20 protein-coding genes and 1 pseudogene are annotated in these 23,023 nt (G+C 57.9%); 10 read left to right on the top strand and 11 right to left on the bottom strand.

The features are described from left to right. Window positions 1–187: 187 nt before the first annotated feature. Window positions 188–612 (bottom strand): annotated as a pseudogene (locus tag DU506_RS04500) (DUF29 domain-containing protein). Between the two features lie 155 nt (window positions 613–767). Beyond that, window positions 768–1,373, bottom strand: a complete 606-nt coding sequence (locus tag DU506_RS04495) for a hypothetical protein (RefSeq protein ID WP_114485753.1) — start codon at window positions 1,371–1,373, stop codon at window positions 768–770. Window positions 1,374–1,892: 519 nt separating this feature from the next. Between DU506_RS04495 and glnA the strand changes: the two genes are divergently transcribed. The 4 genes from glnA to DU506_RS04475 all read left to right on the top strand — a co-directional run bounded on the left by glnA (window position 1,893) and on the right by DU506_RS04475 (window position 7,479). Next, window positions 1,893–3,299 (top strand): glutamate--ammonia ligase, encoded by a 1,407-nt coding sequence (gene glnA, locus DU506_RS04490; protein WP_114485752.1) that lies wholly within the window; start codon window positions 1,893–1,895, stop codon window positions 3,297–3,299. A 369-nt stretch (window positions 3,300–3,668) separates the two neighbouring features. Next, window positions 3,669–4,715, top strand: a complete 1,047-nt coding sequence (glnL, locus tag DU506_RS04485) for a nitrogen regulation protein NR(II) (RefSeq protein WP_114485751.1) — start codon at window positions 3,669–3,671, stop codon at window positions 4,713–4,715. Beyond that, window positions 4,708–6,132: a nitrogen regulation protein NR(I) gene (glnG, locus tag DU506_RS04480; RefSeq protein ID WP_114485750.1), complete on the top strand. Its 1,425-nt coding sequence runs from the start codon at window positions 4,708–4,710 to the stop codon at window positions 6,130–6,132. Before glnL ends, glnG begins: the two co-directional genes overlap by 8 nt. Before the next feature lie 192 nt (window positions 6,133–6,324). Beyond that, complete coding sequence (locus tag DU506_RS04475) at window positions 6,325–7,479, top strand: GGDEF domain-containing protein (protein WP_114485749.1); 1,155 nt, start codon at window positions 6,325–6,327, stop codon at window positions 7,477–7,479. Window positions 7,480–7,501: 22 nt separating this feature from the next. On the opposite strand, the gene DU506_RS04470 is transcribed toward DU506_RS04475, so the two are convergent. The 3 genes from DU506_RS04470 to DU506_RS04460 form a co-directional block, all read right to left on the bottom strand. Continuing rightward, window positions 7,502–8,431: a ChaN family lipoprotein gene (locus DU506_RS04470; RefSeq protein ID WP_235825441.1), complete on the bottom strand. Its 930-nt coding sequence runs from the start codon at window positions 8,429–8,431 to the stop codon at window positions 7,502–7,504. A 13-nt stretch (window positions 8,432–8,444) separates the two neighbouring features. Then, entirely contained in the window at window positions 8,445–8,615 is a 171-nt protein-coding gene (locus tag DU506_RS04465) for a DUF6435 family protein (protein WP_114485748.1), read from the bottom strand. A gap of 77 nt (window positions 8,616–8,692) precedes the next feature. Further along, window positions 8,693–9,232: a YqiA/YcfP family alpha/beta fold hydrolase gene (locus tag DU506_RS04460; RefSeq protein ID WP_114485747.1), complete on the bottom strand. Its 540-nt coding sequence runs from the start codon at window positions 9,230–9,232 to the stop codon at window positions 8,693–8,695. A gap of 184 nt (window positions 9,233–9,416) precedes the next feature. On the opposite strand from DU506_RS04460, the gene argE reads away from it, so the two are divergent. Continuing rightward, complete coding sequence (gene argE / locus DU506_RS04455) at window positions 9,417–10,589, top strand: acetylornithine deacetylase (RefSeq protein ID WP_114485746.1); 1,173 nt, start codon at window positions 9,417–9,419, stop codon at window positions 10,587–10,589. Window positions 10,590–10,793: 204 nt separating this feature from the next. Here the strand turns inward: argE and DU506_RS04450 are convergent, their stop codons facing one another. The 4 genes from DU506_RS04450 to DU506_RS04435 form a co-directional block, all read right to left on the bottom strand. Further along, window positions 10,794–11,105, bottom strand: coding sequence for a hypothetical protein (locus tag DU506_RS04450; protein ID WP_114485745.1), 312 nt, complete (start codon window positions 11,103–11,105; stop codon window positions 10,794–10,796). Window positions 11,106–11,243: 138 nt separating this feature from the next. Beyond that, window positions 11,244–12,434, bottom strand: coding sequence for a lipocalin-like domain-containing protein (locus DU506_RS04445; protein WP_114485744.1), 1,191 nt, complete (start codon window positions 12,432–12,434; stop codon window positions 11,244–11,246). A gap of 23 nt (window positions 12,435–12,457) precedes the next feature. After that, complete coding sequence (locus tag DU506_RS04440) at window positions 12,458–14,980, bottom strand: ABC transporter permease (RefSeq protein WP_181870690.1); 2,523 nt, start codon at window positions 14,978–14,980, stop codon at window positions 12,458–12,460. Continuing rightward, a complete protein-coding gene (locus tag DU506_RS04435) occupies window positions 14,977–15,642 on the bottom strand; it encodes an ABC transporter ATP-binding protein (RefSeq protein WP_114485743.1) in 666 nt (221 codons plus the stop codon). The genes DU506_RS04440 and DU506_RS04435 overlap by 4 nt, the downstream gene beginning before the upstream one ends. 162 nt (window positions 15,643–15,804) lie before the next feature. Here DU506_RS04435 and DU506_RS21580 point away from each other — a divergent pair, with 162 nt between their 5' ends. Then, window positions 15,805–15,948, top strand: coding sequence for a hypothetical protein (locus tag DU506_RS21580; RefSeq protein WP_181870689.1), 144 nt, complete (start codon window positions 15,805–15,807; stop codon window positions 15,946–15,948). 215 nt (window positions 15,949–16,163) lie between these two features. Here the strand turns inward: DU506_RS21580 and DU506_RS04430 are convergent, their stop codons facing one another. After that, on the bottom strand, window positions 16,164–16,676 hold the full coding sequence (locus DU506_RS04430; protein WP_114485742.1) for a peptidase associated/transthyretin-like domain-containing protein: 513 nt from the start codon (window positions 16,674–16,676) through the stop codon (window positions 16,164–16,166). Between the two features lie 282 nt (window positions 16,677–16,958). Here DU506_RS04430 and DU506_RS22070 point away from each other — a divergent pair, with 282 nt between their 5' ends. Both DU506_RS22070 and DU506_RS04425 read left to right on the top strand, forming a co-directional pair. Continuing rightward, window positions 16,959–17,159 (top strand): hypothetical protein, encoded by a 201-nt coding sequence (locus tag DU506_RS22070; RefSeq protein ID WP_235825440.1) that lies wholly within the window; start codon window positions 16,959–16,961, stop codon window positions 17,157–17,159. Between the two features lie 9 nt (window positions 17,160–17,168). Then, a complete protein-coding gene (locus DU506_RS04425; protein ID WP_235825439.1) occupies window positions 17,169–18,377 on the top strand; it encodes an amidase in 1,209 nt (402 codons plus the stop codon). Between the two features lie 24 nt (window positions 18,378–18,401). Here DU506_RS04425 and DU506_RS04420 read toward each other — a convergent pair whose 3' ends face one another. Next, the gene (locus DU506_RS04420) at window positions 18,402–20,882 is read right to left on the bottom strand and encodes an NAD-dependent epimerase/dehydratase family protein (protein ID WP_114485741.1); all 2,481 of its coding nucleotides are present in this window, start codon (window positions 20,880–20,882) and stop codon (window positions 18,402–18,404) included. Between the two features lie 233 nt (window positions 20,883–21,115). Here DU506_RS04420 and DU506_RS04415 point away from each other — a divergent pair, with 233 nt between their 5' ends. After that, on the top strand, window positions 21,116–22,348 hold the full coding sequence (locus DU506_RS04415) for a DUF3422 domain-containing protein (RefSeq protein WP_114485740.1): 1,233 nt from the start codon (window positions 21,116–21,118) through the stop codon (window positions 22,346–22,348). 352 nt (window positions 22,349–22,700) lie between these two features. Next, window positions 22,701–23,023, top strand: a 323-nt coding sequence (locus tag DU506_RS04410) for an IS110 family transposase (protein ID WP_147273734.1), incomplete at its 3' end; no start/stop codon positions are given.

The following is a 23,023-nucleotide window of genomic DNA, read 5'->3' as shown; positions in this document are numbered from 1 at the left end:
CATCCTCGTTCAGGGGGAGTAGGTTATAACATAACATTTGGAGCGATCCAAACCCCGCTATTTTATCGCGCCACGATGAACGGGCATAGAGTGCAAGGGTTGGTTGATGTGCGTCAGTAGTAATTAAGAAAACTGAGTGGTTAGATGGTCCTAGCCTTAGTGAGTAGGCCATATAAGGAGACTAGTATTAGCCGGGCTGTAAGCTCATGGCATCTTTAAAGCTATACAGGCACTGCTCGGGAAAATCCTGAGGTTCCCAGTCTATCTCGATTGCCGCCGCGCGGCGCGCATCGTCATAAGCCTCGTCCATCAGCTCCGGCAGAGATGCTTTCAGGCTGGGCTGTCTTTCAACAACCGGTTGGCTTTGGTTTGGGCATCCTGAATGGTCAGCCGCCAACTGCGCGAGCGCCTCTCGGGCTGGTGATCCCATTTCAGCAGGTGTGCCAGCAAGCTGGCCAGTTGGCTAACCAAGGCGCGTCGCTCACTTTTCCCTACGCTTTCAATTTCCTCCGCGAGATGCTCAATATCCAGTTGTTGCAGCTTTCCGGCCCGCAAAAGCCCAGCCTGCTCAAGCGCCAAAGCATAGGTATCCTGCTTGTAATGAATCGCCATGTTGCTTTGCCTCCCAAGCTGTTGACTCACCTTATGCGTATTCAGTTTAAACGCACCGGCCTTGCTGGTCATCAAGCAAAAAAACCCATAGCTATGAGGATGATTTGCAGTTCACGCCATAAAGAGCGCCCAAACAACACAAAAAAGACCGCCGGTCAGGGCGGTCGTGGCGAAGAAGGCGTGTGGCCGGGTGGATGAAAGTGCAAGGGCGCTTTGAGAGGTACGTTAATGCTCTGAATGCGCGTGGGGCAGGTTTGTAGACGTTGAAGTAAATCGTGGAGAGCGTCGTGGTCCAGCTCCGGATCAAAACCACCGATTTTCTCCAGCCAACTGCGAGTGACGGCAAAGTAGGGGGGGAGCAAAAGGGTCTTGTTGAAAAAACGTTGCAGTAATCGTTCAAACAGGTCCAGGTGAGGCATGCCGATCATCAACACATCCAGTTTATGGGTGTTCAGCCGGGAAATGATTTTCGGCCAGGCAGCCGAGGTGGGGCAGCTTGGCTGGCAAGCAAATACAAACCAGTCGGCCTGGCTGCTCAGGGCGGCGTGGTTCAAGCGTCCGCCCAGGGTAAACTCAGGCATAAGCAAGCACCGTGCCTGATAGCGGCTTTCCAGTAGTGAAAGTCGCGGGTCGGGCTGCGAGGACGTCACCAAAAGCTGCACGTGAGGGCTCTCGAGCCCTACTGCGTGCAACGCCCCTAGATGACGAGGAAGCATGGCGCCAGTCACTAGGGCATCGGCGATAAAACATAGGGAACCCATTGTGGCTGACTCCATATGGGAAGGCTTGGGCGCAGATACGCTCTAGCGTAATCAATTGTAGTATTTGGTTTATTTGAGTATCAAGTTAAAGTTTTCCCGGGTTTGTCATCATCGAGAGTTTTTTATTCGGCACTGTTTTGGTGCAGCATGAGTTATTGCTGAGATCTTTTGGTGCATTGATAGGAAAAGATGAGGGAATTAAATGCGCTAAAAGAGGGCGGAAAGCGTGGTAAAAATGACTGTTTTATTTGTTTAAATGCTTTAAAATCATTTATTTAAAATTGCTTTAGACGGCATTGGTGCATTTTTGGCACGAACCGTGCATTACTAAAGGCAGCCGCTCAGCGCTCATAGTCAAGTGACTTGTGGCGTGCTAAAACAAGGGCCGATTTCTAATTGCCGTCGATTTCTAATCACTGATAGTTTCCTGGCAAGATTGCGCAGACGCTGCGGTGAGATTGAACGATACCGATTCAACGAGTTGATTTGCTGAAAGCCACGCTCATACCGGAGAACACTATGTCAGCCAAGACCCTCGCGCTAATTGAAGAAAATGAGATCAAGTGGGTAGATCTGCGTTTTACCGACACACGCGGTAAGGAACAGCACGTAACGATCCCCGCTCGCGATGTGGATGAAGAGTTTTTCGAGAACGGCCAGATGTTTGATGGGTCTTCCATCTCCGGCTGGAAGGGTATCAATGAGTCGGACATGATTCTGCGTCCGGAAGATGGTACTGCCTTCCTCGACCCCTTCACCGAAGATGCGACCCTGGTGCTGCGCTGCGACATCATCGAGCCGACCACCATGCAGGGCTACGAGCGCGACCCGCGTTCCATCGCCAAGCGTGCTGAAGCTTACCTGCAGTCTACCGGTATGGGCGACACCGCCTTTTTCGGCCCGGAGCCTGAGTTCTTCATCTTCGATGAGGTGCATTGGAAGTCCGATATCGAAGGCTCCATGTACAAGATCACCTCTGAAGAAGGTGCCTGGTCGACGGATCGCACTATCGAAGGCGGCAACCTCGGCCACCGCCCGCGCCTTAAAGGCGGCTACTTCCCGGTTCCGCCCGTGGATAGCTTCCATGACCTGCGCGGCGCCATGTGTAACACCCTGGAAGCCATTGGTCAGACGGTGGAAGTGCATCACCACGAAGTGTCCAACGCCGGCCAGAACGAAATCGGTGTCAAGTTCAACACCTTGGTGAAGAAGGCCGACGAAGTTCAGGAAATGAAGTATGTGATCCACAACGTGGCACACGCCTACGGCAAGACCGCTACCTTCATGCCCAAGCCGCTGGTGGGTGACAACGGTTCCGGTATGCACGTTCACCAGTCGTTCTGGAAAGATGGCGTGAACCAGTTCGCCGGTGATGAGTACGCGGGCCTCTCCGAAATGGCGCTGTATTATATTGGTGGTGTCATCAAGCACGCCCGTGCCTTGAACGCCTTTACCAACGCCTCCACCAACTCCTACAAGCGTCTGGTGGCGGGTTTTGAAGCACCGGTCATGCTGGCTTACAGTGCGCGTAACCGCTCTGCGTCAATTCGCATTCCGTACACGGCAAGCCCCAAGGGGAAGCGCGTCGAAACGCGCTTCCCCGACCCGACCGCCAACCCTTACCTGGCGTTTGCGGCTCTGCTGATGGCGGGTATCGACGGCATCAAGAACAAGATTCATCCTGGCGATGCCATGGACAAGAATCTTTATGACCTGCCCCCGGAAGAAGGCAAGAAGGTGCCGACCGTGGCCTCGAGCCTGGATCAGGCGCTGGAAGCGCTGGACGCCGACCGTGCCTTCTTGACCGAAGGCGGTGTGTTCACCGATGACATGATCGATGCCTACATCGAGCTTCTGACCGAGGATGTGGAACGCCTGCGCATGGCGACACACCCGCTCGAGTTCGACATGTACTACAGCTGCTAATTTTTATCGCTATCGCTGCTGTTTCAAGACCCTGCTTCGGCAGGGTCTTTTCGTTAGGATGCACTGTTATGGTGCGAGGGCTCAGCGGAGTGGATTGCTTCAGTGGCCAATATGGCCCGTCGTTTAAATAAATAGGCCCGTCGTTTAAACAAATTAGGTCTTTTGTTTAAACAAAACAGTGCTCAGCCCGTGGCCTACAGTTTAGTTGGCGTATTTTTTGCAGTCTTATTGTCAGGATCTCTATTATCAGGACATCCGTTGCCGGTTTGGCATCGGCTTATTTCTCGTTAACCGAACGGTATTGCCATGACTCACCATGGGGACACTTCCCCCGGCACGTCTCAGCCGACACTGCTTGGCGCGAGTGATATGTACAAACGCTTGCTGGATCACCTGACCACGGCGGTGTTGCTGCTTGACGGCAAACTGCAGGTTCGCTGGATGAACCCGGCGGCTGAAGCCTTGCTGGCGGTGAGCTTGAGCCGCGTTTCGGGTTTCAGCCTGGACACGTTGCTGGGCAACGACGACAGCATCGATACGGTGCTGGCCAAGGCACGTGATGCCTTCCACCCCTTCACCCAGCGTGAAGCACGGCTGCGGCCACTCAATGGCGAGCCGTTGACCGTCGATTATACGGTGACGCCCTTATCGGAAGATGAATTGTTGCTCGAGCTCGAGCCACGCGATCGCTTGATGCAGATTTCCCGTGAAGAAGCGCTGATGACCCGCCAGGAAACGATCAAGGTGCTGGCGCGAGGGCTGGCTCACGAGGTCAAGAATCCCCTGGGGGGAATTCGTGGGGCGGCGCAACTGCTCGAGCGCGACCTGCACGAGCCGGGATTGCGTGAATACACCCACATCATCGTGGAAGAAGTCGACCGGCTACGGGATCTGGTGGATTCGATGCTCGGGCCTACTTACGTGATCAAGCACAGCCCCCTCAATATTCACAAGGTGCTTGAGCGGGTGCGTTCGCTGCTGCACGCCGAATACCCGAAAGTAGATATCCGTCGCGACTATGACCCCAGCCTGCCGGATCTTTCCGGCGATGAATCGCAGATGATCCAGGCGTTGCTGAATGTGGCACGGAACGCCGTTCAAGCGATGACCGATGCCGAAATGACCGCTCCCGAGCTGACGCTGCGTACCCGTGCTCGGCGCCAGTTCACCCTGGGGGCCGAACGCCATCGGCTAGTCTGTGAAGTGGGGGTGGTCGATAACGGCCCCGGGGTACCGGAAAGCCTGCGAGAGACGCTTTTCTATCCCATGGTCTCGGGGCGCGCCGAAGGCAGCGGGCTGGGGCTTTCCATCGCTCAATCCATTCTGCATCAACATCAGGGGTTGATCGAATGCGAGTCGCATCCCGGGCATACCGAATTTCGTTTATTGATTCCGTTGGAGAAGCACCATGACTGAGGTGGCAGGCACTGATGTAGCCCGGGTAGTGATCGTGGACGATGATCGTGCTATTCGCTGGGTGCTGGAGCGCGCCTTGGCGCAACCGGACCTTGAGGTGGAATGCATTGCGCGGGCGGACACCTCCCTGACGCGGTTGATCGAGGATCCGCCGGATGTGCTGGTCACTGACATTCGCATGCCGGGCATCGATGGCCTGGGCTTGATGGCCCGCCTGCGCCAAGCGCATCCGGATCTGCCGGTCATCGTGATGACGGCTCACTCGGACCTGGACAGCGCCGTGGCCTCCTATCAAGGCGGTGCCTTTGAGTACCTGCCCAAACCGTTCGATGTCGACGAAGCCTTGGCACTGGTACGCCGGGCGGTGGCTCATGCCCGCGAACGCCGGCGTCCGATTACGGTACCGGAAGGCTTGAATACCGAAATCATCGGCGAAGCACCGGCCATGCAGGAAGTCTTTCGTGCCATCGGGCGGCTGTCGCATTCGCATATTACCGTCTTGATCAACGGTGAATCGGGTACCGGCAAGGAGCGCGTGGCTCAGGCACTGCACCAGCATAGCCCGCGGGCCGGCAAGCCGTTCATTGCCCTGAACATGGCGGCGATTCCGCGTGACCTGATCGAATCCGAGCTGTTCGGGCACGAAAAGGGGGCCTTCACCGGGGCCACCGCCCAGCGCCAGGGGCGGTTCGAGCAGGCCAATGGCGGCACCTTGTTTCTGGATGAGATCGGCGATATGCCGGCGGAGACGCAAACCCGCTTGCTACGTGTACTGGCTGACGGCGAATTCTATCGGGTGGGCGGGCATATCTCGGTCAAGGTGGACGTGCGCATCATTGCCGCCACTCACCAGAACCTGGAAACCCTGGTCAATGAAGGCCGCTTTCGTGAAGACCTCTTCCATCGGCTTAACGTCATTCGTATTCACCTGCCCAAGTTGGCGGAGCGCCGCGAGGATATACCGCGTCTCACGCGGCATTTTCTGGCGGAAGCCGCCACCGAGCTTTCCACCGAGGTCAAGGTGCTGACTGCGGATGCCGAGGCGCATCTCACCCGGTTGCCCTGGCCGGGAAACGTACGCCAGCTGGAAAACACCTGCCGTTGGCTCACGGTAATGGCCTCCGGACGAGAAGTGCTGGTGGAAGACCTGCCGCCGGAGCTACGCGCCTCAAACCATAGCGAAGGGGTTCAAGGTGACTGGCGCAATGCTTTTCGAGAATGGGCCGACCATGCCCTGGCCGAAGGCCATACGCATCTATTGGAAGAAGCGGTGCCGGATTTCGAACGTATTCTGATCGAAACCGCACTCAAGCATACCGGGGGGCGCAAAGGGGAAGCAGCCGAGCTACTGGGCTGGGGGCGCAATACGCTGACCCGTAAGCTCAAGACGTTATTGCCCGCCTTGGCGGATGAATGAGAATGAATGGCTCAGTGAGTGAAGGAAAATTGACTAACCTCAAGGGTTGAGGAAAGTAATCGCGTAAGCTGATTTCTTTAAAAGTGGCGAGCTGTCAGTAAATGAAACGCACGCTGCCTTTGTATTTATCACGTCTCACTTGCCACTGGAGCCATGAGCGTTGCCATGTCTGGTAAAAAAATAAGTCAAACAATGTCTGCCACTCACGAAGAGCGACGCAACCAGCCCGATGAGAAACCCAGCCCAGAATCTTCGCCCGTCAGTACGGCGCTGAGCTCTTTTTGGGATACGTTATCCTCGCGTCATCACAGCCGTGATTTCATCTTCGCTCACGCTCATTATCTGCGTAGCCGGGTACTGGCAGTGGGTATGATCTTTGCCGTCATGTCGCCGCTCTGGATCTTCATCGATGGCATCATGTTGCCCGCTGAACTGCAGGTCTATACCCGCATGGGGCGTCTATTGATGACGTTAGGGTTTGTAGGGGTGTTATGGCTGGCTTGGAGCAGCGTGGACCGAATCGGCCGAATACGTTTGAGCGCGGGCCTATTGCTGGCTCAGCCCGCAGCCTTCTATGCATTGGTGCTTTTCCTGATGCCTCAGGGGGGCACGTATGAGCTGATTGGTTACAGCTTCATTCCCTTCCTTCTGGTCGCTACGCTGAGTATTTTCCCGTTCACCCTGCTTGAGTCTCTGGCCGCCGGTGTGACCATGCATGTCCTGCTGAGCTTTGCTCAAAAAGTGGATGGCAGCTGGTTGACCCCGATGGGATTGCAGTCGCAGTGGTTACTGGCCACGCTCTTGATTGTGGCGCTGACCGCCAATCATTTTCAGCTGAGCCTGTTGTTGCGCCTTTATCGCCAGGCCACGCATGATGCCCTGACCGGTTTGCTCAATCGCGGTGCACTGGAGCGCCGCCTGAAGGACATCGAGCGCACTGAAGAAGGGCAAGTGTATAGCTTGTTGATGATGGACATCGACCACTTCAAGAAGGTCAACGATACCCATGGCCATTCAGTAGGCGACAAGGTGTTGCGCGAGTTTGCCCGCTTGCTGGCGCTTCAGGTGCGAGCCGGCGACTACGTGGCGCGTTATGGCGGTGAAGAATTCGTGGTGATTCTGGTGGGTACCGGTCGTGAAGCTGCCGGAATGGTGGCGGAGCGCATTCGCGAAGCGATCCAGGCAGCCACGTTATTCGACCATGACGGACATCCTGTACCGGTCACCACCAGCGTGGGTGTGGCGACGCACGCACCCGGCGAAACGGCGGAAGATACCCTGAAACGAGCCGATGTTTACCTGTACGATGCCAAGTCGACGGGGCGCAATCGTGTCTGTCTGGGATGAGTGTCTGGGCTGAGGCGGCGCACTACTCCAGAATATAAATGCCATCGGCAAGGCTTGCATCGGGCGGCTGACAGTCGTTGATGGCCAAGGGTAAAAGTGCCATTTGTCGGCTGATGCCCAAGTCTTGCAGTTGGTGGGGAACGCCATCGCCGTAAATGACATGGCCGTAACCCATCAAACCTACCGCCAGAGAGCCGTTCTGTGCCGCCGTTGCCAAGCCATCGGCCATGGCTCTGTCCCAGGCCAGCTGGGCCTGAATGAAAGTCTCCAGGGCGGCGTGGTTGCTGTCCTGCGCTTTTCCTTGCTGCGCCTCCTTTTCTGTCCGTTCCTCTTCTTCTGGAGCAAGATGGTGTTGGAAGATTTGCGTCAACCGTTCTCGGTAGGCCGGGGTTGCGGCGTCGGGCGCGGTTATTGCGTGGCGCTCGGAGGAGGCCACAGCCTGCCATCCTTCCCGGGCCAGACGTTGGCGCAGCGCCGGTTGGATATTCAGAGCGACCAGCGGGACTTGCTGCATACGGGCGAAATGCAGGATAGGCAGATAAAGCTCGGCGTCGATTCCCCACACCTCGTTCCAGTTGCTTCGGCGAACGAACGCCTCTTCGTCAAGCTCGCCCGCTACCCAGGCATCCAGCACCGGCTGTGCCTCGCGGGGGAGCATTTCCAGGCCGATAACCATGTCGGAACGGTGCGCATGTAGCCCGGCCAAGGTGTGCAGCTGCCAACGGTGATGGGCTTTCTCATCATGGCGCTCCCCGAGCATCACCACCTCTTGCCGAGCGGCAGTGGCCAGCAATGTTTCGGGGGGCGTCAGGGCACCATCCTTGAACCATTGGCCCGGTGCCGGGCAGCTGTCATTGTCGGCCATGGCAGCGCCTGGCAAAACAGCGAGCATGGCGAGCATCCATACCGCGGTGGCTCGCCTGGGTATGCGAAAGTGAACGCGATGGGGCATGGGGATTCCTGACTCAGGATTTTTCCAACGACTGAATCTTGCTCAACAGAGCGTTGGCCTCTTCAGTGAGTGTCGCATTGGCACGCATATCGCCGTTGCGCGATGCTTCCATGGCGGCCTGTAGTTTGCGTTCGTAGGCTTGTTGAAGCTTTTTCTTCGGGTCACGTTTGAAAATACTTAACATGAGTTACTTCCTCTCAATGAATAACGTGCGATGTATACTCTTTGTAGAGGATTTTTGAGTGTTTGTCTAACAGTGGTTCATGTTTTTGACGTTTCGCTTGCGGCCGGTTCCAGGCAGGTGGTTAAAAAATGCCGGAAGTCATCGAGTATCGTCTTCAGGCTGGCATGCAGACGATGGTCATCATTCAGCATGCGCAAGGGAAAACGATAGGCTTGAGCGTAGTCGATGATCGGTCCGGGGGGCACGACGTCGTCATTCCAGCCATGGATGATCCAGGTATGTTGCGCCTGGACGACCGGCGAGGATTCCGGGTAGCGATCCAGCCCCAATGCCGGAGCCAGCAGAAAGCAGCCCAGCAATGGATGCCTGACGCTAGCCGCGGCACTCACCCAACCACCCAGGCTGGAGCCGGCCATGATGCACTCTGCGGGGTCGGCGTGGCGCTGCTCCAGGGTAGCCAGCAGATGTTGCAGCCGTTCGCTTGGGGAGGACATGCCGCGATAGTCCATCACTACCGCCTCGCAACCGCCCAGGGCTTCCACCACTTCCTTCATGGCTTGCATTTTCATGGCGCCCGGGCCGCTTTCCAGGCCGTGCGAGAGATATACCGTGGTCATGTCGCGCTCCAGGTGGGTTGTTGCGAGAGTAGTCGTTGTTGCAAGAGTACTCGATCCTAGCCACTTTTTCGTGTCGGCAAAAGCCTTGAGTCAACGGCAGCCTTGAACCCACAGCCGTGGGCTGGGCATGATTTCAGTGATAGGGTGCCGAAGGCGGACGTTCGCTTTCAGGTAAGGAATTTTGATGAAACAGACCCTCGAGCTTCTTGACCGGCTGGTGGCATTTGACACCACTTCCAGCGAATCCAACCTGGCGCTGGTGAATTTCGTTGAGCAATATCTGGCCGAGCACGGCATTCAGGCGGACCGGGTAATGAGTCCCTGCGGCAACAAAGCCAACCTGGTGGCGCGTATCGGCCCCCGGGCGCCGGGCGGCGTGATGCTTTCCGGCCATACGGATGTGGTGCCGGTGAAAGGGCAGCCCTGGTCGACCGACCCCTTTCGCCTGCACGACGGCAATGACGGGCGACTGTACGGGCGCGGTACCTGCGACATGAAAGGCTTCATCGCCTGTGTGCTGGCGATGGTCCCGACATGGTCGCAAGCTGCACTCAAGCAACCGATTTATCTGGGTTTTTCCTATGACGAGGAAGTCGGCTGCCTGGGCGCGCCGGACTTGATTCGGCATTTCTGTCAGAACTACTCCACCAGTGCCCAGGTGATCGTCGGCGAGCCGACCGAGATGCAGCCGGTGGTGGCTCAGAAGGGCGCCACTAACCTGCGCACCCGGGTGGTGGGCCGTGAAGCCCACAGCAGCCAGGTCAATCAGGGCACCTCGGCGGTTCACGTTGCTGCCCGTCTGGTCACTTATATCGAAGACATCATGCAAATGCTGGTGCAAGAAGGGCGGGTGGACCCGGCGTTCAACGTACCGCATACCAGTTTGCATGTGGGCAAGATTGCCGGGGGTACGGCGATCAATATCATGGCCCGGGAATGTCAGTTCGACTGGGAAATCCGGCATCTGCCCACCGACACCTTCGAAGCCGTCTTCGAACGCTTTCAGGCTTATTGCCGCGACATCGAAATCGGCTTGCGCGACCAGGGCAAGCAGGTCGAGATCAGTACCGAACTGCTCAATACCACCGTGCCGGGGCTGGTGGATCGGGATAACGCCAGGGTGATGACGCTGGCCAGACGGCACCTGCCGGAAGAGTCAGCCGGCTGCCGCCATGCGGTGGCCTACGCCACCGAAGCCGGGCAATTCCAGGCAGGCGGGATGCAGACGATCATTCTGGGGCCGGGGAGTATCGCTCAGGCACATCAGCCGGATGAATATGTTGAACTCGAGCAGTTGCAGCATTGTGTGGCGTTCTTGCAGCGCTTGGGCAAGGATCTTGAGCAGCCTCTTGAGTAAGCCCTTGAAAATAAGCAGCGGCCTGAACGAAAACACCCCATTCAGCAAAGCCTGAATGGGGTGCAATGACAATTTAACTGCTGTCTATCCAAGGACGTGTCACTTGTTGCGTTATTCACTAGCTGCTTTACCTGCTGACTGCCTGTTTTACCAACTGCCAGTTTTAACAACTGAAAGCGTCAACCCTCAACGCTGGGCTAAGCCTCAATGTTGATAGTCTTCCTCGAAAAGGTCTGCTTTTGCATGACGCATGACATCTTCGCAGGCAGCTTGATGAGCGAGTTGCGTGAGCAGCCCCTGGGTGACTTCAAACCCTTTACCCAGGCAGGTATCGACTTCCTGGCGGCTCACATAGGGGCTTACATTGCAGTCAATCTTGATCGTTCTTCCGCCACTGTCCAGCTTGTCTGCGAATTCCCGCAGGCGCCAGGCGATACGCTCTTTCCAGCTGGCTGATTCTTCCGCGCCTTCGTTTACGCTAAACGTGCACTGCCATTCAGGCTTGTATACCTTCATGAGAACCTCCTGTGCTTGCTTGGAAAGAATGATCAATCGTGGTTTTGACTCCGTCATTGAATGTCCTGCTCCGCCACTATACAGCAACCTTGCAACAACCGGGATGGCTTTCAGCGTCCGTTTGGAGCGCTGGCTTGCTCAATAACCTGTCATTTCAAGATAACCTACCCCCAACGGCTCATCACTTGCGTAATCGGTGACGTTTACCTCGCCCTCCCAGTAAGGCACCGAGGTGGTCATCCAGCGATCAGCAAAAGGGGCCTTGATGGCCAGGTCAAGCCTGTGTCTCGGCACCTGGAGGCGCCACTGGGTTGGCACATCGCGCCCAGCCACTCTATTGCTGACCAGCGGCTCCATCACAAGTTCACTGGAAGAGAGCGCCGTGGCGTTACCTTCAGGGGTGATCCAGGTGCCGGCGCGATAATCCCCGCCGTCTTCTCCGCCACCGCGCAGCTGAAAGGCCATCAGTTTGTGGCCATCTTCAAGGTGCAGGGAAAACCAGTCCCAGCCACGTTGCTGGGGGCTGAGCAACTGGCTGCTCCATTCCCTGTCGAGCCAGCCATGCCCGCTCACCGCTCGGGTGGTGCCGTCCAGGGTTACTTCGCCCTCGACACGCCAGAACGGCTGACTGTAGTACATCGACCCTTGGCCATCGGCGGCCTTGCGACTGAAGCCTTCCTCGCCGTGAAGCACCAACGGACCTTCAGCGGTCAACTGCAGGCGATAACTGAAACTGCCTTCGGGAGTGCTTTCTTCGGCACTGACTTCCAGGCGCTCGAAGGTATTCTCCTCGGGGGCTTCTACCCGGGTTGCCAGCTGCCAATCATCCAGCCAGGCACGAAAGGGTAGCGCTTGAGCACCGGCCTGACCTTGCTCGAGTACCGCGCTATTACTTCGTGCAAAACGCTCGGCGACACGGTGTTCTTCTCCTTGGGAAAGCGCAGCATGGGCCATCCATAGCTGGTCTGTGCCCCAAGGGCCGGGGTCGGCTGGGCGCTTTTCAGGCGGCAGCAGGGCCTGGCGAAAAAGCGTCCACTGAATGCCTAGCGGCATACCGTTCTCGTCTTGCAGATTGGCGGTCAGGTACCACCATTCGATGCGGCTGTCGGGATGCGCCGCGTGATCCTCGGGAAAGGAAAGCGTCATGCCAGGCCTGGCTTGAGCATAGCCTTGGGCATCTGCGCCCAGCCCGGCAAAGCCCTGGCTGGTGGCTGTCGCTGATGGCTTTTCGTCTTCCAAGAGCCATAGCGAGAGCCCCAGCAGTAGCGCAACACTTCCCAGCCCCAGCCAGAGAAGTAGGCGGCGAGGGTGACGGTTGGCTGGGTTCATGGATATCGCCTCATAAAGTCGCCTCAGGTGGTTTCAAACTGGCTAAGCAGTTCTCGGGGTGGGGTTCGCCATAGGCTCAAGACAGGCAGCAGCGCGGCCAATGCCGCCACGCCCACCGCGACGCCTACCGTCAGCAAGATTTCCCCGGGAAATAGGTGCAAGGGCAGGCGCCAACCGAAGGCCGCGACATTGATCACCGAGACCAGACAGGCGGTCAGCGCGATGCCCAACGGCACGGCCAGCAAGGCCGTTACCAGGGCGGCAGCGCACAGCTGGGATAACTGAAGCCCCGCCAATCGCGAACGCGTCACGCCCAGCGCCCAGAGTGGGGCCAGTTGTCGGCGCCGTTCGCGGGACTGGGCCAGCAGTGTCGCCAAGAGCGCCAAGGCAGCAACGCCCAAGGTGAGAGCATTCAGTGCTCGGGTAATGCTGAAAGTGCGCTCGAAGATGCCCGTGGCGATCCGCTTGACCTCTTGCTGGTCGGTCAGGGTTTCCACCCCGGTCGATGCTTCCCGGCGCCCGAATTGCTCGACAAGCGCATTTTGCAAACTGGTTGTATTCGCGCCTGCGTGCAGCGCAATACCCAAGGAACTTGGCGGAGCCGCAAAGCGCTTGGTTAGCTGCGATGTCGCCAAGGCTACCTCGCCACGGGGATTGCCGTAATCCGGATAAACGCCAACCACCTGAAGCGTTTGAGGCCCGGTCGGCGAACTCAGCCTGAGCTGGTCTCCCGGTGCGATGCTCTGGGCGATGGCCAGCTGTTCGTTGATCAACGCCTGGCCGTCGGTGATAGCGGCCCAGGCGGCGTCACGTCCGGCCAAGGTATCCAGTAGCGGCCAATGCGCTCTTAGCCGTTCGCCGGGCGTGATGCCGAAAATACTCACTGGAACAGCGAGCGTCCGGACCGGGCCGTTGGCGGGTAACGCCTCGACCAGAGTGGTTTCGCCACTGCCGGTGGGTAAAATCTCCGCGACTTCAGGGCGCGCCAGCAGCCAGTCGCTGATCTCCTCGAAATAGTCAGGGGTCGGTTGCATGTACAATTCTGCCGCCAGGCGCTGGTCCAGCCAGTCGAGAAACGTCAGACGAAACCCGCCGACCATGCTGCTGACCCCCAGGTTGGCGGAAAGCGCGATCAGCAATGCCATCATCGCCAGCGCCAGGCGCGGCAATTGCAGCTGCAGGTCTGCCAGCGCCCATTGGGCGAGCGGCCTTTTTTTAGCCAGCCGGGCCAAACCGGCCAGCACCAAGGCCAGTAACGGCGGCAAGCATAGGGCGCTGGCGAGAAGCAGCATGGTTACCAGACCGAAGCCTGCCAGCAAGCCCTCACCGGCAGGCAGGCGGGTGAGCCACAGCCATAATCCCAGTGCCATCAAGCCACCCAAAGCGCCGGCGATACTCATTATACGCAGCTGTCGATGAAATCCCGCCCGCCACGCCTGGGCCTGCCCCAAGCCGAGCACACTGAGTCGCCCGGCTCGCCAGAGCATCCCCGTCCCTGCGATAAACAGCCCGCCCAAGGTCACGCCCAGCCCACCCAGCCAGTAGTGCCAGGGTAGGCTCAGCTCTGCAGCGACCCCCGCGCCGTACAGGCTACCCAGGGTCGCCGCGACATCGGGCAGCAGCGCCTGTGCCAGCCACACACCGCTGACGATACCCAGCAGGGCACCGGCGCCGCCTAACAGCAGTAACTCCAAGGCCAGAAGGCCCACCAGCGTACGGCCCGGTACGCCCAGGGCGCGCAGGGTGCGCAGCATGCCCAGTCGCTGCTCCAGCGCCAGGCCGAGAGCGGCGTGAACGATGAACAGCCCTACCACCAGGGCCAGCAGTGCCAAGGCGGTCAGGTTGAGGTGAAAGCTTTCGGTGAGCTGCCCAGGCGATACCAGGGTGGCGGCGGGGGTCAATAGCAGTGCTTCGGGCACATCGCTGATCTCCCCCGGCCTAGCCACTAGCCGAGTGAAGGTGCCGTTGGTCTCAAGCAGCCTGGACGCGGCGGCGATATCCATCAGCAGGGTGTCGGGTGGCAGGTTCGGCGTAAGGACCAGTGGCGGCAATTGATGGCCGTTAGCCAGTCGCGGACGGGCATTCGCTACGTCTTGCTGAGCCAGCCCCAACGCTTCCAAGGTATTCGGCGCCAGTTGGGTTTGATAGGGCGGCGTCATGAAAGCGACCAGGGCGTCACCGCTTCCGGCGCTGGCAAAGCCGCTATCGCCGGGCAGGGTCAAGGGGTCGATACCCAGTACGCTGAGTCGCACACCTTCAGTGCTTTCGACATTGCCTTCCAGTAATGGCGAGACCTCCAGGCCGCTGCGGCGAAGCTCGATGTAAGTCTCCCGGCTCAGCGGAGCACCGTCACGGCGGGTCAGGCTATCCAGATTTTGGGTGAATAACGATTCCGCACGCGCATAACTATCGCGGGCCGATGCATTGATCGCCTGAACGCCGCTCCATAGGGCGCTTGCCACCCATAACCCCAGCAGCAGCATCAGCAACTGACCGGGGTGCCGCCGGTAATGCGAAAGCAGCGTCTTCATTGTGGTGGCTATCATGCGGCAGGCTCCGCCAGATGGCCTCGAGTAAGCTTCAAACAACGGTCCAGCGGGGCGGCGACCTGTGGGCTATGAGTGACCAGAAGCAGGGCGCTACCGCTTTCCTGCACCAGTTCGAGCATCAGCATCAGCACTTCCTTGGCGCTGGTTTCATCCAGATTGCCGGTGGGCTCGTCGGCCAGCAACAGCGCAGGGCGTGGCGCCAGGGCGCGGCCGATCGCCAGACGCTGCTGCTGGCCGCCGGAAAGTTGTTCCGGGTAACGTTGCTCAAGCCCGCTAAGTCCCAGCCGCTCGACGAGATGGCGCGTCCAGGCGGGGTCCTCGCGACCGGCCAGGCGTGCCTGAAGCCGCAGGTTGTCCGAGGCATTCAAACTCGGCACCAGGTGGAACTGCTGGAATACCAGACCCAGCGACTGACGGCGCAAACGGGCTCGGCCTGGCTCATCCAGCGTTGCGATGGAGGTTCCCTGGAAAGTTATCTTCCCTGCATCCGGCAAGTCCAGCCCAGCGGCCAGGTGTAGCAACGTCGACTTGCCGCTGCCTGACTCACCCATCAGCGCCAGACTTTGGCCTTTCTCCAACGTCATATCGACACCGTCCAGCACCCTAAGAGGCCCCTGTGGGGTGGCATAGGCTTTATATACCTGATGAAAGTTCAACATGGGGCCTCCTTGGAAATATTTTTCAATACTTCATTTTAAATGAAAATCAATAACTTTAGGGGGAAAAAGCCGGTAGGGCGAGCCTTCCTCACTAAAATTATGCTGCGTTGCAGCAAAAATGCGCCTATGTTGGGTAGGTATGGTTTATCAGGAGTAACCTAAATGACGAATTCACAACTGCAATATCATTCTCACGATACGTATGTGTTGAAATTCTGGGCCAACCAGGCACGGATACAGCGCGAAGCCCATGATGCCATAGAACACCACTTCGACTGCGCGCAAGGTAATGGCAAAAACCAGTAAGGTGGTTTATTAAGAGCAGTAATAGCGGTCGGCACTTTGCCGGCCGTTTTTTATGGGGAATCGTCAGGAAAGTTTAAACTATAAATTTGGTAGGGACTCAGCACTTTGATATTTGTAAAAGGCTAAGGAAAAGCTCGGTTAGTCAGTAGCAGAGAAACGATTGCTTATACTGAATTGATTATTCCAGCGCCACATGTGGTGACGCTGGAGCTCAATCAGATTTTTCCAATGTATTGCATGTCTTCTTTAAATTCCGCCGGAACGTCTTCCAACAAAACCAGGGTGATTTCGCTATTACCTTGATCGCTCGTAGCGACACTTTCACCCAGTGTGGTATTCAATGTATCGGGAGAAAGGTTGTACATAGAGCCTGTCAGTGGGTCCACAATCAGCCAGCCAATCAAACCACCGAAGATTAGATTGCCGCCAATATACCAACCGTTTGGCGTTGCGTTGATCATCATGGTCCGGCTCTCATAGCCATTCTTGCTGATCTCAACGGTATAGCTCTTGCCACCGAAATAAGAGCCATCCGATTTTTTCAGTTGCACGGTAGTCGGTGTCTGGCCTGAATGAACTTGCAAGCTGCGCTCATCGGTAATCATCACCTCAGCATTAGAGGGAGTGCTGTTAATGGTGACCGTTTGCTCTTTTTCTCCCACGATGCTGGCACAGCCAGTCATTATGGCGAGACTGCTTACGGCAGCGGCAATTTTTAGCATTTTCATGTTTCGTTCCCTTGTCGATCTTGAAGTCCAGCATTGACCACAAAAAGACCGAGGCACGCGCTGTGCTCCGTCATTTTCAAGGTTCTGCTAGTTTGCGAAGCTCGCGAAGCGTAAAGAAAAAGCACTTTGCTGTATGTAAGCCATGTCTTACATGATTGTCAGACATTTACCTGCTAACGCTCGTCCTAGAGATATCCCGCTTTTTGCGAGGCGGGACGAGTTTGTCCTAACCTGAAGTTTCACCGAGGTGTCAGCCAGTCTCATTGAACGAAGGGAGGTCATGTGAGCGATAGCGACCTGGGAATGATGAATGCTCAGTGCCTGCGTGAGCTTTTCGAGTCACGCGAAGCTTCTCCGCTCGAAGTCGCGCGGGCAGCACTTGAGCGTATCGACCGCTACAACGACAAGGTCAATGCCTACGTGCATGTCGACCGTGAAGGGGCGCAAGCCGCAGCGCATGCGTCGGCTCGGCGCTGGGGGTAAGGGCGGCCATTGAGCCCCATTGATGGGGTGCCGGTATCGCTCAAGGACTTGACCGAAGTCGCCGGGATGCCGGCACGCCAAGGCTCTCTGACCGTGCCGGACACGCCTTGTGAACGGGATGCGCCACCCGCCAGGATGTTACGAGAAGCGGGGGCGGTAATTCTGGGGAAGACCAATACCTCGGAGTTCGGCTGGAAAGGGGTGACCGATAACCGAGTCTTCGGGGCTACCGCCAACCCTTGGGATACCCGCTTGACGGCAGGCGGCTCTTCCGGTGGGGCAGCTGTGGCGGCGGCTCTCAATATGGGTGTGCTGCATCAAGGAGGCGATTCGGGTGGCTCGATTCGAATACCCGCGGCTTTTAGCGGGGTGTTCGGGTTCAAACCCACCTATGGCTGGACGCCTCAATGGCCACCGGCCAAGGAGCCTACTCTTTCGCATATCGGTCCTTTGACCCGCACCGTGGGCGATGCGGTAAGCATGCTCAATGTGATCGGGCGTTACGACTACCGCGACCCCTATGCAATGCGCGGGCAGCCCGACGATTGGGGCGAAGAGATCAGTAGGGGGCTGCGCGGCCTGCGTATCGCCTATTCGCCGACCTTGGGGTACGCCCGGGTGGATAAGCAGGTCGCCGCCCGCGTCCGCGAGGCTGCCGACAAACTGGCGGCGCTCGGGGCCGAGGTGGTGGAGGTGACCCCCGAGTTCGAGATATCACCGCTGGATACCTTCCGCAAGCTTTGGTACACCGCTTCGCTTGTCATGTGGGAAGAGCTAGACGAAAAGGCGCGCCAACAACTCGACCCCGGCATGATCACCGATGCACGCCGAGCGCAGGAGTGGGGCGCGGGGGATTTGTTTCGCGCCTTGCGCGCCCGGGCGCGGTTGACCGAACAGCTCGAGCACTTCAACCAGAAGTACCACCTTCTGATGACACCCTCTGTGGCGATCGAACCTTTCGAGCTCAATCATAATGTGCCGCCCGGCAGCGACATGCAGGGCTGGGAAGAGTGGGCGCCGTTTTCCTATCCTTTCAACTTGAGTCAGCAACCGGCGGCATCGGTACCTTGCGGCTTCACCGATACCGGCCTTCCGGTGGGCTTTCAACTGGCTGGCGGCAAGCATGACGATGTGCGCGTCCTGCGTGCCTGCCATGCATTCATGCAAGCCCATCCAGCGCGTTTCCCTACGGTACCTGACCCCTATCAATCGGTCTGACGCTACCGGAGTGGATGGAAACGCCTATACCAACAGCCTGCTCCAGCTGCCGTAGCGGCCATGGATCGGCCCGCAACGCACGCTCAGCGCAATGACCGCAACCCCGCAGACAAGGCTATTGATCAACGCAGCTGTGCTGGCGTCATGCAGGAAGGGCACCAGGCACAGCATGGCGCCTAACGCAATCAACAGCCAGCGTATCGGGCGCGCCGACTCCGCCAAGGCGATGATCGACACGGTAATGATCAGGGCGCCGAGCAAGTGATCCCAGTTGGCTAGGCCGCCTTCATTGCCGAGGGTCAGCCGGGTAAACATCAGCCAGATGCCGATCGCAATGGCTAGCCCTAGGTTCCAGGGGAGGGTGACCCCGGTTTGCAGGGCATCCCGAGCGATAGCCAGCGGGCTGCGGTGAAAGTCGTCTTGCATGGGTTCGCGCTCACCTTCGTCGGTATCGCCGGTAAAGAATATCTTGAGCATCGGTGCCCCGGCACGATAACGCCGCTTGAGAAACTCGCCGGTTGCGACGAATTCATTGAAGGCATAGGCGATCTGCAACAGCATCGCCCCGGCCTGTATCAGGCATAGCGTGCACCAAGTGCCGATGAGGATCGGCTGAATGATGATGAAGGTCACCGAGACCACACCTAACGGCACGATCAAGACACCGAACGAGGCAACGACCCAGGGCATGGTGCGCCAGCGCTGACTGGTGCCGATAAGCCCGATAAGGATTTCCAGCATGTAGACGATGCCACCCAGGCCGGCATCGGGAATCGGCCAGGCCTTTGAAGCCGATGAGGTGATGATGTCTTCGGTTCCGTTGAGCCCTTCCCGAGTGCCGGCAAAGAACGGGTCCCAGACGGCATCGATGTGCCCCAGCTGATAAGCCGCCAGGTAACGCGAGATGAAGAACCCCACCAAGGCCAGCAAGATGATCGGCATGCGCTGGAACCAGCTGGAAGGATTATTGTTCCAGCCGGGTGGCATGGTGGGGCCTGTGGTGGCCGCCGCCGGTGAAATGCCGGGAGAGGGTCGCACCACGGCGGAAAAGCCGATCGCCAGCATCCCGGTCACAGTGCCGTTGAGATAAGCCGCCGCGCTTTCGGTCCAGAAGAGAAGCGGCGCGAACAGCAGCCATACCCCCACCACCGCGCATACCCAGCGAGCCCAGCTGTGACGCCAGGAGAGTGACATAAAGCCGAATATCACCAACAGAAGCCCTGCGGCCATGTCGCTGAAGCTCATGGCGCTGCTGGTATAGCCGAGTATCGAAGGAGAGGTGACCAGCCAGGCGCCCAGGCCCATGTTGAAAAAATGCGCCCAGAGCGTGCGGAAATGCTCGCGCTGGTACTGCTGCTGATGCTGTTCGAGTACGGTCTCGGCGTTGCGGCCCTTTTCGCTGGCTTCCTCCATCCAGTCCGGTGGCGTGATGCCGTTGGCCTCGTACCAGCCACGCGGGTCCTTCAGCAGGTTGGCAACGATATCCTCGAGCTTGTCGTATAACTCATGGCGCGGCTCCCAGCCGAGCTGCTTGCGCGCACGATTGATGTTCAACTCATAGTGATCGTCAGCCATATCGATCATGAAGGGCCGTATGAACGGCTTCTCACCCTTGTCGAAATCGTCCGGTATCAAGGGCTCGCTTTTTTCCTCGAGCAAGGCGCCGGTCTTGGCGAGCGGCTTTGGCACTGAAAGGGTCTTCCAGTGTTCCTTGCCGTGAATCAGCTCGCCAATCCGGTTCTGCAGCGCCTCGTAACTCACGCAATGCGGCTCACCGACGAGAATCTCGTTCTCCCGGGGCAGGTCGTGGCGCCTGTCGATGGTGCGGCGGAAGGCATCGATCATGTCTTCCTGGTGGATACATGCCTGGCCGGCGCCGGTGTTGCCTGAGTAGAGGTGACTTTTAAAGGAGTCTTCGTAAATGCGCGCAATCTGATGCGACAAGGTGGGTACGCAGTGGCTTTCATCGTACATCCCGGCCAGTCGCAGCAGGGTGTAGGGCATGTCGCCCGCCTGTTCGCGTATGACCGCTTCGGTGTCGGCCTTCGATTTCGGGTAGGCCCAGGTAGGCGCAATGGGGGTGTGCTCGGTGATCTTTCTGCCGGGTATCTGAGGCTTGTGAACCAGCATGGTGCTGGAGTAGATGAACCTGTCCACGTTCATGTCTTGCAGAGCCGTCAAGAGGTTGCTGGTACCCTGCACATTGACCTTGTCATAGAGAGGCGACTCTTCACCGGTAAAGTCGAAGTAGGCCGCCAGATGCACGACCGCGGCGATGTCCCTGCCGTGACGGTCGGCTATCTTGTCCATGGCCTCCTTGATGGAATCCAGCGAGGTAAGGTCGAATTCATGGCTTTCGTCCGCCTCTTCAGCCTCTTTCATGTCCAGCCCGATGATCCGGTAGTCGCGCTTCAAACTGTGGGTCAGGGCGGTTCCGATGCCACCGGCAGCACCGGTGATGATAACGATGGGCCTGTGTTGAGTCGTGTTTCTCTTATCCTGCATGAGTAGAGATCCTTTATGTCGTAAGGCGAGAAGACATCCCACACCAATGACAAACTGACCTTTAACCTAGTCGGGAAAACATTGATTCAGCAAACACCCATTCGAGTGTGGCACAGGGAAATGTGTGTGGCAGAGCGCGGCAATGAAACGGCGCTATTTGTCGCAACCCCTTGGCTGGCCTGGCGGCAAGCCGTAAGCTCGGATTTCCAAAACAATTTTTTCGAGCCAGTCGCATGCACCCACAGCGCGAACGTTTGCACAATGAACTGCACGCCCGGCCCTCGGTTCGTTTTTCAGCACCGGCCCACCTGCATCACTATGCTTTTCTCGACAACCAAGGGGTGGGTGACGCTATTCTCGCCCATCTCGGTGAGTTGACCGGTACCCCGCTGGACATTGAGGCAGCTCAGGAAATCATCGAGTTCGAAGGCAATACGCTCAAATGGGAACGGCATACCGAGTTCTTCACCCTGACGTTGCTGGTGCCCCGCCGGTCCGATTCGCCGCAATGGCCTGCGCCGCCGTCGCTGCTGGCTGATATTGCCCAGATGCATCAGGCGGAATTGATAAACGCCAGCCTGATCCTGGTAGAAGCGGAAGAGCAATGGGAAGGCAAGCCGAAGGCCTATGGCTTTGGCGACCCTGCCGGCTCCCTGGTGGGCGGCGGCGACGCTACCGTATGGAGTGATTTCCGGCTGACAGCGGAAGGGGTCAATCATTTACTGCTGGTGAACCGCAGGCTCAACGACTTTCGATTGGGACGCATGACCCGAAGGCTGCTGGAGATCGAGACCTATCGCATGATGGCGTCGCTTTCCTTGCCCTTGGCCAAGGAGTTGAGCGTCGAGCTGCATGATTACGAGATTGAACTGGGGAAACTGTCGGATCGTAATACTGAGGGTGACGCCACTAGCCCAAAGCCGCTGCTGGCAGCCATTTCCAGACTTTCCGACCGGCTCGAGCGTTCCGGCGCCCGTTCGCGGCAACGTTTCAGTGCCACAGAGGCTTATGCGTTGCTCGTAAATACGCGCATTGAAGAGCTGCGCGAGGAGCGTCTTGATGGCCATCCTGCGTTGGGTACCTTTATTTTGCGCCGTTTCCGTCCCACCGTGCATTATTGTGCGGCGATCAATCGGCGTCAGGAGAGCCTGGCGGAGAGCGTCGCACGTTTCAACGACCTGCTGCGAACCCGTGCTCAGGTGGAAATCGAGGAGCAGAACTCGGCGATTCTGCAAAGCCTCAATGAACGCACCAGCAGTCAGCTCAAGATACAGAAGGCGGTCGAGGGGCTGTCGATCATCGTGATCAGTTACTACATTTTCAGTCTTTTCCAGCTGGGCTTGAAAAGTCTGGGTGCCTTGGGTGTGGTCATCCAGCCCATGCTGGCCGCCATGGTGTTGGGCCCGCTGGGATTGCTGATCATCGGTTTTCTTGCCTGGCGAATCTGGCGCGTCAAGAATCACTGATAAAAACGGCTTTTACGTCCAAGAGCTGAAAATCCAAGAATGGAACAAGCAAGTGGTCAACTACCTCGCCCTTAAAGGACGAGGCTTGTGAAAGCAAGCCCGGTTGACCAGGGAAAGCGGTAGCCAACCCGCTACGTTTGCAATAGGTCGTCAAGACCCACCGCCGAATGCTTCGCTCAGTTCGGCGCTCTGGAAGATCAGGATCATGCTGGCGAAAGGTAAAGCGCCGAAGGGTCTGGTCGCTACCGCAAGGTAGGAAATGGGATGGACCCGCCCCCCTGTGCCAAGATGAAGAAGTGCTTCATCTAACGGGCGCAGAACACTGACGGCATTCTGAGAGGAGGGTCCCTCCATGCACGAGATTAGCATTGTCGGTATTGACCTGGCGAAACACGTCTTTCAGCTGCACGCCGTGGACGTGCGTGGTCATAAGATCTTCAGCAAGCTGGTTCAGCGTGACCAGTTACGCATGGTGCTTTCCCAGCTTCCACCCTGCCGAGTGGCCATGGAGGCATGTGGTTCAGCGCACTACTGGGCGAGAGAAATCCGCGCCTTGGGACACGAGACAGAGTTGCTGCCACCCCAGGCCGTCAAGCCGTTCGTCCTCGGCCACAAGAATGATGCGCGCGATGCCGCCGCGATTGCCGAAGCCGCTGCGCGCCCCGCGACGCCTCG

The sequence above is a fragment of the Vreelandella rituensis genome (assembly GCF_003336665.1).
Taxonomy (GTDB): domain Bacteria; phylum Pseudomonadota; class Gammaproteobacteria; order Pseudomonadales; family Halomonadaceae; genus Vreelandella; species Vreelandella rituensis.
Note: the sequence above shows the minus strand (reverse complement) of the source record. Positions and strands in the feature narration are given on the sequence as shown.